Source organism: Roseibium sp. Sym1 (assembly GCF_027359675.1).
Taxonomy (GTDB): domain Bacteria; phylum Pseudomonadota; class Alphaproteobacteria; order Rhizobiales; family Stappiaceae; genus Roseibium.
In genome coordinates, this window is record NZ_CP114786.1 from 2270515 (window position 1) to 2282500 (window position 11986).

The following is an 11986-nucleotide window of genomic DNA, read 5'->3' on the forward strand; positions in this document are numbered from 1 at the left end:
TGTGCGCCGATCCATCCGGCGCCTTGGCGGCGTCACGACATCTTACAAAGTTTACGAGTGGTATGGCCCGACTGGTTTTAAAATTTGGCGGAACTTCGGTTGCCGATCTTGATCGCATCCGCAATGTTGCCCGCCATGTCAAACGGGAAGTGGATGCCGGGCACCAGGTTGCCGTGGTTGTTTCGGCGATGGCCGGGCAGACCAACAAGCTGGTGGAATTCTGCCGGGAGGCCTCGCCGCTGCACGATGCCCGCGAATATGACGCGGTCGTCGCGTCGGGCGAGCAGGTCACGTCCGGCCTGCTGGCGATCGTGCTTCAGGACATGGGCGTGAATGCCCGCTCCTGGCAGGGTTGGCAGATCCCGATCAAGACGGACGAGAATCACGGGGCTGCCCGGATCAGCGATATCGACGGCAGCTTCCTGTGTGAACGGCTGGAGCAGGGACAGGTCGCGGTCGTGGCCGGGTTCCAGGGCGTCGCGCCGGACAACCGCATCGCAACGCTCGGGCGGGGCGGTTCCGACACCAGCGCCGTGGCCATCGCCGCGGCGATCAAGGCCGACCGGTGTGATATCTATACCGATGTCGACGGGGTCTACACGACAGACCCGCGCATCGTGCCGAAGGCGCAACGCCTGGAGCGGGTTTCCTTCGAGGAAATGCTCGAAATGGCCTCGCTCGGCGCCAAGGTGCTGCAGGTGCGCTCGGTTGAAATGGCCATGATCCACGGCGTCCGGACGTTCGTGCGGTCGAGCTTTGACGATCCGGATGCCCCGCAGGTCGGCGAGAACGACCATCCGATTGGTACTCTTATTTGCGACGAGGACGAACTCGTGGAACAGCAGGTTGTCACCGGCATTGCCTATGCCAAGGACGAAGCCCAGATCTCCCTCCGTGACGTGGCCGACAAGCCGGGCGTTGCCGAATCCGTGTTCGGGCCGCTCGCGGACGCGAGCATCAACGTGGACATGATCGTCCAGAACATTTCGCCGGACGGCAAGACCACGGACATGACCTTCACCGTTCCCGAGAGCGACTACGCGCGGGCCAAAAAGGTTCTGGAAGACAATCGCGAGGCCATCGGTTTCCAGAAGCTGGAAGGGGCGACCGATGTCGTCAAGGTCTCCGTCATAGGCATCGGCATGCGCTCGCATGCGGGCATTGCGGCCCAGTGTTTCCGGGGGCTTGCCTCCAAGGGGATCAACATCCGGGCCATCACCACATCGGAAATCAAAATCTCCGTACTGATCGATTCCGCCTATGCGGAACTTGCGGTTCGGACTCTCCATTCGCTATACGGGTTGGATGGATAAACAATCCGGCAGGCTGGCTCCGGCGGGGATTCGGAGCCACGGCTTGACTGAAGCGGGATCAATCGGGGGCGCAATGCGCAGCAACCTGGCCGGACCGCGCCTTCTGCTCCGCCGGCTTCGTGAAGTCATGGCCGAGCCGATTACGGCGCAAGAGCGACTCGACAAGATCGTTGTGCTGATCGCGTCGAACGTGGTGGCCGAGGTCTGTTCGGTCTATATCCTGCGCGCGGACGGGGTTCTTGAACTCTATGCCACCGAGGGCCTGAATCGCGAGGCGGTCCACAATGCCTCGCTGCGCGTCGGACAGGGCCTTGTCGGCCTGATTGCCGCCGAGGCCCGGCCGCTGAACCTGCCCAATGCCAGTGCGCATCCCGGCTTTGCCTATCTGCCGGAGACGGGCGAAGAAGCCTACAATTCCTTTCTCGGTGTGCCGATCCTGAGAGCCGGCCGCACGCTCGGCGTCCTTGTTGTCCAGAACCAGTCCCACCGGACCTACCTGGAGGACGAAGTCGAGGCACTGCAGACCACGGCGATGGTGATTGCCGAAATGGTGGCTGCCGGCGAGCTGGAAGCAATCGCCCAGAAGGACACCGGCCTGGATCTGTCCCGTCCGATCACCGCCAACGGCGCCGGCCTGTCCGAGGGCGTCGGCCTGGGCCATGTGGTGCTGCACGAACCCCGCGTCGTCGTCACCAACCTGATCGCGGAAGACAGCGACAAGGAAAAGGGCCGTCTGGACGGGGCCATCAACCGGCTGCGCCTGTCCATCGACGATCTTCTGGCCAGCGGCGAGATCGCGGCGACCGGCGAGCACCGTGAAGTGCTCGAAGCCTATCGCATGTTTGCCTATGACCGGGGCTGGATCCGCAAGATCGAGGAAGCGATCAGGAACGGCCTGACCGCCGAAGCGGCTGTCGAAAAGGTCCAGAGCGACACCCGGGCTCGGATGCTGCGCCAGACCGACCCTTACCTGCGCGAACGCCTGCATGACCTCGACGACCTCGCCCACCGGCTGATCCGCGAACTGATGGGGCGCGAACACGGGCCGGGCCTCGATGAGCTGCCCCAGGACGCGATCATTGTCGGCCGCAACATGGGCGCGGCGGAATTGCTGGATTACGGCCGGGACCGGATTCGCGGCCTCGTGCTCGAGGAAGGCGGACCGACCAGCCACGTGACCATTGTCGCGCGCGCGCTCGGCATTCCGACCGTCGGACTGGTCGACGACATCGTCAGCCTGGCCGATGGTGGCGACGCGATCATCGTGGACGGCGACAGCGGCGAGGTTCACTTGCGCCCGGCTGTCGATCTTGAAAACGCCTATGCGGAAAAGGTCCGCTTCCGGGCGCGGCGCCAAGCGCAGTACCGCCGGCTGCGCAACAAGCCTTCGGTCACCAAGGACGGTGTCGAGTTTTCCCTGCAGATGAATGCCGGGCTGCTGGTCGACCTGCCGCACCTGGAGGAAGCCGGCGCGGCCGGTGTCGGCCTGTTCCGCACGGAACTCCAGTTCATGGTGGCCTCGAGCTTCCCGCGCATGCGCGAGCAACAGGCGCAATACAGCCAGGTCCTGGATGCCGCCGGCAGCCGGCCGGTGACGTTCCGCTCGCTCGATATCGGCGGCGACAAGGTGTTGCCGTATCTGCGTTCGATCCAGGAGGAAAACCCGGCCATGGGCTGGCGGGCGCTGCGCCTGGGTCTTGACCGCCCGGGTCTGCTGCGCACGCAGATCAGGGCGTTGCTGCATGCAGCGGCCGGCCGGGACCTGAAGCTCATGTTCCCGATGGTGGCCGTGGTCGACGAGTTCCTGCAGGCCAAGGCGCTGGTCGACAAGGAAATCAAGCACCTGCGCCGACACGGGCACGCAACGCCGGAAAATGTCCGGCTTGGCGTCATGGTTGAAGTGCCGTCGCTTCTGTTCCAGCTCGACGAATTGATGAACCATGTCGATTTTGTCTCGGTCGGCTCCAACGACCTGTTCCAGTTTTTCTGCGCGGTCGACCGGGGCAATACACGGGTTGCCGAGCGTTTCGATACGCTGGGTGTCGGGTTCCTCAGGGCCTTGAAATCCATCGTCGACGCCGCAAATAAGGCTCATGTGCCGGTGACGCTGTGCGGTGAGCTGGCAGGGCGCCCGCTGGAGGCGATGGCCCTTATTGGCCTCGGCTACCGCGACCTGTCCATGTCGCCGGCCTCGCTCGGACCCGTGAAGGCGATGCTGCGCACGCTGGATGTGGGCCGTCTGTCGGCGCGGCTGCTGCCCCGGCTGGAGCCGGGCCATGACGACAGCAACATCCGCGAAGTGCTGAAGCGCTATGCTGCCGAGACCGACGTTGCCCTGTAGCGCAGACGGGCTTAACTCACTGTCCTAACGAAACCACCTGGAGAATCAGCGCGTATGCTGGCGCGTCACAAACTCGACACCCTGCTGGACCGGTTCGCCGAAATCGAACACCTGATGTCCGCGAACCCGGACCCGGCGGTCTATGTCAAGCTTTCGCGCGAATATGCGGGGCTGGAGCCGCTGGTCGCAAAGATCCGCGCCTTGATCAAGGTGGAGGATGATCTCAGGGGCGCCGAGGCGCTGCTGGAGGATCCGGACACCGACGCGGAGATGCGCGAGCTGGCCGAGCTGGAGCGCGACGAGCTGGCCGAACGGGTCGAGGACCTGAGCCAGGATGTGCAGATCGGCCTGCTTCCCAAGGACGAGGCGGATTCCAATGACGCCATCCTGGAGGTGCGCGCCGGCACCGGCGGCGACGAGGCCGCCCTCTTTGCCGGCGATCTGTTCCGCATGTATCAGCGCTATGCCGAATTGCAGGGCTGGAAAGTGGAGATCCTGTCTGCAAGCGAGGGCGAAGTCGGCGGCTTCAAGGAAGTGATCGCGTCCGTGTCCGGCGAGAATGTCTTTGCGCGCCTGAAATTCGAATCGGGGGTGCACCGGGTGCAACGGGTGCCGGCTACCGAATCGGGCGGGCGGATCCACACCTCAGCGGCAACGGTCGCGGTGCTGCCACAGGCCGAGGATGTCGATATCGATGTTTCGGAAAGCGATCTGAGGATTGATACCTACCGCGCGTCGGGCGCGGGTGGCCAGCACGTCAACACCACGGATTCGGCGGTGCGCATCACCCACATGCCGACCGGGATCGTGGTCGCGGTGCAGGACGAGCGCTCGCAGCACAAGAACAAGGCACGGGCCATGCAATTGCTGCGCGCCCGGATTTATGACGAGGAACGTGAACGCGCCGCCAGCGAGCGCACGGAGGCGCGCCGGCTGCAGGTCGGCTCCGGAGATCGTTCGGAGCGCATCCGGACCTACAATTTCCCGCAAGGCCGGGTAACCGATCACCGGATCGGGCTGACGCTCTACAAGCTGGAGCAGATCATCGCGGGCGATGCGCTCGGCGAGGTCATCGACGCACTGATCATGGACCACCAGGCAAGCCTGCTCGCGTCCGAAGAGGCTTGAAACATGGAGATCGGCCAGCTTTACAGGTCCGTGCGGGGCCGGTTCCGCGAGGCCGGTCTGGAAACGCCTGACCTGGATGCGAGGCTGCTTGTCAGCGCGGCACTGGATCTGCCGGTGTCGGCGCTGCTCCTCCAGGAGCGGGATCCAGCCGCCCCGGAAGCGGTGGCGCAGGCCGAGCGCCATGCGCACAAGCGGCTGGCGGGCATGCCGGTCGGCCGCATTCTGGGTGAACGCGAATTCTACGGGCGCCGGTTCCTTCTGAACGAGGCGACCCTGGAACCGCGGCCTGACACGGAAACCCTGGTCGATGCCGTATTGGACCGGTGCGGTGCTCAAGAGGCCCCGGTCATCTGCGACATCGGCACCGGCTCCGGGGCGATCGCGGTGACGCTGCTCGCCGAGCGACCGTTGAGCCGCATGGTCGGGGTCGACCTGTCCGAGGAGGCGCTCAGCTGCGCGCTGCGCAATGCGGAGCTGCACGAGGTTGCCGACCGATTTGTGCCGGTATGCGCGGACTACACCTCGGCTCTGAAGCCGGCGGCGGATTGCCCACTCGGCCGGGGCTTCGACTGGGTGGTGAGCAATCCGCCCTATATCCGGACCTCCGTTCTCGCCGGGTTGTCCAGGGAAGTGATTCAGCATGACCCGATATTGGCCCTGGACGGAGGCGAAGACGGTCTGGCCGCGTATGCGCGCATTGTCGCGGATGCCGCGCAGCTGCTGGCGTCCGGCGGCCGGATCGCGCTGGAAATCGGGTATGACCAGGCGGGCGATCTGAAAAAACTGCTGCGTCATCATGACTTTGTAGCAATTGAAATCATTAGGGATCTTTCGGGAAACAACCGCGTTGCGCTGGCGCGGAAGCGATAATTTCACCGTTTTGATCCAAAGGCGAAAAAGCGCTTGGAAATCGCGGCGGAAACGGGTAGGTTGCCCTTGCCGAGACCGGAGATGTGATCAGCGTTCAGCGGGGCATGCGCATCCGGCAGCGTGGGGACGGGCGCACTTTCAGCGTTCTGGAAACCGTTGCATATCGGACTATCCGGTGTTTACGGACTGTCGAAGAAATGACAAACGCGTTGGCCGTTGGCCTTTAACGCGCTGCGTATGTTTTCAATGACAGCCGCTAACCAGCATTGTTGGTTTCGGTAGGTATTTCGTATCGGTTTTTGCAAACCCGATGTTGGGTCGGCGTAAAGCTGACCGCCGTTCCGCAAGAGAAAACGGCAGGATGAGACCAGGAAATCAGAGCAATAAGCGTATGCGCGGACGGGGCCGCAAGGGCCCGAATCCGTTAACCCGGACTTACGAATCCAACGGTCCTGATGTGAAAATCCGCGGCACGGCGATGCATATTGCGGAGAAGTACCAGCAGCTTGCCCGTGATGCCCAGGCATCCGGGGATCGAGTGATGTCTGAAAACTACAACCAGCATGCGGAACATTATCTGCGCATCGTTGCTGCCGCCCAGCCGCAGCAGCAGCCGGCCGCGCAGGCCCCCGCACGCCCCGAAGCCGAGGACAGCAGCGATGCTGCCGCGGCAAGCGGAAACGGTCATGCAAACGGCAGCGACCGCCCCCAGCAGGACGCCACATCTTCGGACGCCGATCTGGTCGATGCCGACAGCCCGCAGCCCTTTATCGAAGACATGCCGGTCATCGATCAGGAGGGCAAGGTGAACGGTGCCGGACAGAAGGCCGACAGCGGGGACGATCCGTCCGACGACAAGCCGCGCCGCCGGGCGCGTACCCCGAGGGCGCGCACGCCGCGCCGGGCGGTGGCCGATGATTCCACGGGTGAAGGTGCTGCAGAGACGGCTCCGGAAACAACGGACGCGGCCGGTGGTGCCGATGGCGAAGAACAGGCCAAGCCGCGCCGCCGGCCGGCCCGTCCGCGCCGCACCAAAGCCGCCGACGACGCACCCGCCGAGGTGGCTCCCGCCGGCGACTAGTCAGTCCGGTGCAAGCCATGAATGATAAGACGGCGTCCTTCGGGGCGCCGTTTTTTTGTCACTACAGCCTGGCGGTTCCGAGCAGAGGCACCTGCGACATTTTGGAAAGGGCCTGCGGAAAATGTCGAACTGGTATCGTCGGGGCTTTTGTGATGAAATTGCAACACTATATTAGGGAGGCAGCGCTCATTGAGGCTGCACGGATGCCCGTTGCAGGGGTCCGTATCCCAGAACGTTCCCCATGCTTCGGGTGGTGTGGACGGGTAGGAGGTAGCTTATGAACTTTGAGAAATACACCGAGCGGGCGCGCGGTTTCGTCCAGTCCGCCCAGACATTCGCGCTGGGGCGGGGCCACCAGCAATTTGCGCCTGAACATATCCTGAAAGTGCTTCTGGACGATCCGGAAGGCATGGCCAGCGGGCTGATCGAGCGCGCGGGTGGCCAGGCCAAGGCGCTTAAGGGCGATCTTGAAGGCCTTCTGGACAAGATGCCGAAGGTCTCGGGCGGTTCCGGCCAGCTCTACATGGGCCAGCCGACGGCACGCCTGTTTGAACAGGCGGAAAAGATCGCGGACAAGGCCGGCGACAGTTTCGTTACGGTCGAGCGGCTGCTGCTTGCGCTTGCCATGGATGCCGACAGCGAGGCCGGCAAGCTGATGAAGCGTCACGGCGTCACCCCAAATGGGCTGAACGAGGCGATCAACCAGCTGCGCCAGGGGCGCACGGCGGACAGTGCCACGGCCGAGAACCAGTATGATGCGCTCAAGAAATTCGCTCGCGATCTGACCCAGGTGGCCCGTGAGGGCAAGCTCGACCCGGTGATCGGCCGCGACGAGGAGATCCGCCGCACCATCCAGGTGCTGTCGCGGCGGACCAAGAACAACCCGGTCCTCATCGGTGAACCCGGCGTCGGCAAGACCGCCATCGCCGAAGGTCTGGCACTGCGGATCGTCAATGGCGACGTGCCGGAATCGCTCAAGGACAAGCAGTTGCTGGCCCTCGATATGGGCGCGCTGATTGCCGGTGCGAAGTACCGGGGTGAATTCGAGGAGCGCCTGAAGGGGGTCCTGTCCGAGGTCGAGGCGGCCGCGGGCAAGATCATCCTGTTCATCGACGAGATGCATACGCTCGTTGGAGCCGGCAAGGCCGATGGCGCCATGGATGCGTCGAACCTCCTGAAACCGGCGCTGGCGCGCGGCGAACTGCATTGTGTGGGTGCGACCACGCTTGACGAATACCGCAAGCATGTCGAAAAGGACGCCGCGCTGGCGCGCCGGTTCCAGCCGGTCTTTGTCAGCGAGCCGACCGTCGAGGATACGGTGTCGATCCTTCGCGGGATCAAGGAGAAGTATGAACTTCACCATGGCGTCCGGATCACCGACAGCGCCATCGTCTCGGCGGCTTCGCTGTCGAACCGCTACATCACCGACCGGTTCCTGCCGGACAAGGCCATCGACCTGATGGATGAAGCGGCCAGCCGGCTGCGGATGCAGGTCGACAGCAAGCCGGAAGAGCTGGACGAGCTGGACCGCCGGATCATTCAGCTGAAGATCGAGCGCGAGGCCCTCAAGGCGGAGAACGACGACGCCGCCAGGGACCGGCTGGCCAAGCTGGAGAAGGAGCTGACGGACCTTGAGGAGCAGTCGCAGTCGCTGACCAGCCGCTGGCTCGGCGAGAAGGAAAAGCTGAACCTCGAGCAGAAAATCAAGGAGCAGCTCGAGCACGCCCGCATCGATCTGGAAATCGCGCAGCGGCGCGGCGACCTGGCCAAGGCCGGTGAGCTTGCCTATGGGGTGATCCCGGATCTTGAAAGGAAACTGCAGGACGCCGAGGATTCCGAGGATGCCGATGCCATGGTCGATGAGGCGGTCACACCGTCCCATATCGCCCAGGTGGTGTCGAAATGGACCGGTATTCCGGTCGACAAGATGCTCGAAGGCGAACGCGAGAAGCTGCTTCGGATGGAGGATGTGCTGGCAGAGCGCGTGGTCGGCCAGGCGGAAGCGATCCATGCGGTCTCGACGGCGGTGCGCCGCGCGCGCGCGGGACTTCAGGATCCGAACCGGCCGATCGGTTCGTTCATGTTCCTGGGCCCCACCGGGGTCGGCAAGACCGAGCTGACCAAGGCGCTTGCCACCTTCCTGTTCGACGATGACAGCGCGATGGTGCGTATCGACATGTCGGAATACATGGAGAAACATTCCGTGGCTCGGCTGATCGGCGCGCCTCCGGGCTATGTCGGCTACGAGGAAGGCGGAGCATTGACAGAAGCCGTGCGCCGCCGGCCCTACCAGGTGGTCCTGTTCGACGAGATCGAAAAGGCCCATGGCGATGTCTTCAACGTGCTCCTGCAGGTGCTTGACGACGGCCGCCTGACCGACGGACAGGGCCGCACGGTCGATTTCCGCAACACGCTGATCATCATGACGTCGAACCTGGGGGCGGAATACCTGGTCAACCAGCCGGAAGGCCAGGACTCGGACGCGGTCAGAGACGAGGTGATGGGTGCGGTGCGCGGGCATTTCCGGCCCGAGTTCCTGAACCGGCTCGACGAGATCGTGTTGTTCCACCGCCTGCAGCGGGCGCAGATGGCCGACATCGTCAAGATCCAGCTGGAACGTCTGCGCACGCTTCTGACGGATCGCAAGATCACGCTGAAGCTGGACGACGGCGCGCTTGGCTGGCTGGCGCAGAAAGGCTATGACCCTGCCTATGGCGCCCGTCCGCTGAAGCGGGTGATCCAGAAGGATCTACAGGATCCGCTCGCGGAAAAGCTGCTTTCCGGCGATATCCTGGACGGTCAGACGGTGGCCGTCTCGGCCGGTGCGGACCGGTTGACCTTCCAGGTCGACGGCATGGAAAGCGCCGCAGCCTGAGTGATGGGGTGATGACAAGGAAAAGCCCGCGGAACCCCGGTTCCGCGGGCTTTTTCATGTGCGGCCGGTCCGGGTCAGTTGACGGCGGCGATCCGTGACGGCTTGCGTGCCCGGTCCAGCAGCGTCTCGACCCTGTAGCGCTCTGTTTCGAAGGCGGTGCGCATCTCTCCGTCAAGGGTCCGGCCCTTGGGCAGCTTGATGCGCATCGGGTCCATGTAGCGGCCGTTGACCAGCACTTCATAGTGCAGGTGCGGGCCGGTCGACAGGCCGGTGGACCCGACATAGCCGATGATCTGGCCCTGGGTAACGCGGGTTCCTTCCTGGACGCCCTTGGCGAAGCCGGTCATGTGATTGTAGGTGGTGGTATAGCCGTTGGTGTGGCGCAGTTCGATGCGGCGGCCATATCCGGAACTCCAGCCGGCCTTCTGCACCGTGCCGTTGCCGGCCGCCATGATCGGGGTGCCGCGCGGCGCGGACCAGTCAACACCCCTGTGCATCTTGGTGTATTTGTGGATGGGGTGACGGCGCATGCCGAAACCGGAGCGGAACTTGCCGCCATTGAGCGGTTTGCGGATCAGGAACTTCTTCGCGCTCTGGCCGGAATCATCATAAAAATCCGTGATCCCGTCATCCGGCGTCCGGAACCGGTAGAACTCCCGGGTCGTGTTGCCCGTGTTGAGCGCCGCGTAGAGGATCTTGGGGCCGCTGTTTTCGTCGCCCTCGGTGAAGAACAGCTCCAGGGCGTCGCCCGGCTGGACGCGGGCATTGAAATCGACATCGAAGGAGAACATGCGCACGAGGTCGTTGATGATCTCTTCCGGCATGTCCTGTTCCAGGGCCGTCTGGTAGAGGCTGTCGTAGATGGCGGGTGTCGGGCCGCCGTAGGAGACCCTGTCGGCTTCCTCGAAGGCGTCCGCAAGGAAGGTGCTGGGTTCCTTTGCGCGCACATAGTCGCCGTCGTCGGAGCGGGCGATCGTCGCCCTGTGTTCGGTGTTCTCGTAGATGCTGATCCGTTCCGGCCGCATCCGTTCGAGATTGTCCGGTGACGGCGCATAGGCGATCCTGAGACGCTGGCCCTCGGCAAGTTCCGAAATTCCGAACAGGGCTTCGAATGAACGGGAAATGGACCCGGCCTCGTCCTCGGTCGCGTCGTAATCCAGCATCACGTCCGTGAGGTTCGTGCCCTGGGTCACAGGCACGATGCTTTCGTCCATGCCTGCAAAGCGGATGTCCTCGTCCTGCTTGGAGACGAAGGAGACGTTTTCCGGCGTGATGCGCACCGCGTAACGCTCGAGGTCGGGCTGCAGCGCGAGATTGAAGTCGAACCGGCCCGGGTCGACCAGCGTCTTCGCAGCCATCTCGACGGCGTCGATGGAAAGGGTGCGCGCGGTCTCGCGCACGGTCAGTTCCACTTCCGCTTCGGAGGGTGTCTGGTCGGGATCGATGTCGCTGCTGCGGGTGGGGAAGGGCGCCAGGGAAATGCTGACTTCGTTTTCCAGCTTGGCGCCATAGACGGAATCGGCCAGGAGCGGCGTGCCGGGAATGTCCGCAGCCGGGTCGGCGCCGTCGTCGCTGTTGTCGGCGAACATGTTGAGCGGGTTGAAGTCGGGAATGCGTTCGGCGAGTTCCGGGTCCTTGCGGGTGGCCAGCGTTGCGCTGACGAACACATGGGGCTGCACGCGAATGTAGTCGCGGTCGCCGTCCCGGGTGACCACATTCACATCGATCACGTGTTTCGACGAATATTCGGCCGCGGTGCGCAGGACCCGGTCGCCCTTGCTGCTGCCTCCACCCGGAAGAGCAATGCCGTTCAGATAGGCGTCGGCTGACGGGGCCGCCTCGACACTGTACTGGCCGTCGAGCGCCGCCATCAGCGCACCGCCCATCAGCACCAGGGACGTGACGCCCGTGAGCACCGTGCCGGCCAGCCAGCGCAGCGACACCTGGCGCCGGTCGGACATGCCGCTGCGGCCCTCGTATCCGCGCAACGGCGCCTCGTCGCCAAGTTCTACGCGAAGTGTCTGTGCGCTATGGAAAGGGCCAAAATGCATTAATACCTGTCCGGTCCTTCGTACAAGTCCACCATGAAGCGCGTCTTTGCCACCCGCGGGCGGGGGCCTATGTCATCAGCGCCAAGCATAACAGAACCTGCTAAATGCAGTGTTTGATTTAAAACGTCAATTGTTTCTGCAAGCCGGCGTACCTGCTCGTGCGCCGGACGCCTGTCGATAAGAGCAGAATTTGTCCGTTCTGTGGTCAGGGCGTGGCGGCAGACACCTTCTATACAGGGGGAGTGTGGCGGGCTTCGGGGGACGGCCGGAAAGGCCACCCCGGAAAGCCTCCGGAATTATGCGGAATCTGATCGGTTTCGCGTGGCT

7 protein-coding genes are annotated in these 11986 nt (G+C 63.7%); 6 read left to right on the forward strand and 1 reads right to left on the reverse strand.

Going from position 1 to position 11986, the window contains the following annotated elements; translation table 11 throughout:
* Positions 1 to 62: 62 nt before the first annotated feature.
* The 6 genes from O6760_RS10445 to clpB all read left to right on the forward strand — a co-directional run bounded on the left by O6760_RS10445 (position 63) and on the right by clpB (position 9608).
* On the forward strand, positions 63 to 1313 hold the full coding sequence (locus tag O6760_RS10445; protein WP_269585316.1) for an aspartate kinase: 1251 nt from the start codon (positions 63 to 65) through the stop codon (positions 1311 to 1313).
* Between the two features lie 73 nt (positions 1314 to 1386).
* On the forward strand, positions 1387 to 3654 hold the full coding sequence (gene ptsP, locus O6760_RS10450) for a phosphoenolpyruvate--protein phosphotransferase (RefSeq protein WP_269585317.1): 2268 nt from the start codon (positions 1387 to 1389) through the stop codon (positions 3652 to 3654).
* A gap of 54 nt (positions 3655 to 3708) precedes the next feature.
* Positions 3709 to 4782: a peptide chain release factor 1 gene (prfA, locus tag O6760_RS10455; RefSeq protein WP_269585318.1), complete on the forward strand. Its 1074-nt coding sequence runs from the start codon at positions 3709 to 3711 to the stop codon at positions 4780 to 4782.
* 3 nt (positions 4783 to 4785) lie between these two features.
* A complete protein-coding gene (prmC, locus tag O6760_RS10460) occupies positions 4786 to 5652 on the forward strand; it encodes a peptide chain release factor N(5)-glutamine methyltransferase (RefSeq protein WP_269585319.1) in 867 nt (288 codons plus the stop codon).
* 361 nt (positions 5653 to 6013) lie between these two features.
* The gene (locus tag O6760_RS10465) at positions 6014 to 6733 is read left to right on the forward strand and encodes a DUF4167 domain-containing protein (protein WP_269585320.1); all 720 of its coding nucleotides are present in this window, start codon (positions 6014 to 6016) and stop codon (positions 6731 to 6733) included.
* A gap of 277 nt (positions 6734 to 7010) precedes the next feature.
* Positions 7011 to 9608: an ATP-dependent chaperone ClpB gene (gene clpB / locus O6760_RS10470; RefSeq protein WP_269585321.1), complete on the forward strand. Its 2598-nt coding sequence runs from the start codon at positions 7011 to 7013 to the stop codon at positions 9606 to 9608.
* Between the two features lie 74 nt (positions 9609 to 9682).
* Here clpB and O6760_RS10475 read toward each other — a convergent pair whose 3' ends face one another.
* Entirely contained in the window at positions 9683 to 11659 is a 1977-nt protein-coding gene (locus O6760_RS10475) for a M23 family metallopeptidase (protein WP_269585322.1), read from the reverse strand.
* Positions 11660 to 11986 lie beyond the last annotated feature (327 nt).

Bases quoted from the DNA above. Each gene is read 5' to 3' on its own strand.
- O6760_RS10445 (WP_269585316.1), top strand. From the start codon at position 63: ATGGCCCGACTGGTTTTAAAATTTGGCGGAACTTCGGTTGCCGATCTT.
- ptsP (WP_269585317.1), top strand. From the start codon at position 1,387: ATGCGCAGCAACCTGGCCGGACCGCGCCTTCTGCTCCGCCGGCTTCGT.
- prfA (WP_269585318.1), top strand. From the start codon at position 3,709: ATGCTGGCGCGTCACAAACTCGACACCCTGCTGGACCGGTTCGCCGAA.
- prmC (WP_269585319.1), top strand. From the start codon at position 4,786: ATGGAGATCGGCCAGCTTTACAGGTCCGTGCGGGGCCGGTTCCGCGAG.
- O6760_RS10465 (WP_269585320.1), top strand. From the start codon at position 6,014: ATGAGACCAGGAAATCAGAGCAATAAGCGTATGCGCGGACGGGGCCGC.
- clpB (WP_269585321.1), top strand. From the start codon at position 7,011: ATGAACTTTGAGAAATACACCGAGCGGGCGCGCGGTTTCGTCCAGTCC.
- O6760_RS10475 (WP_269585322.1), bottom strand. From the start codon at position 11,659: ATGCATTTTGGCCCTTTCCATAGCGCACAGACACTTCGCGTAGAACTT.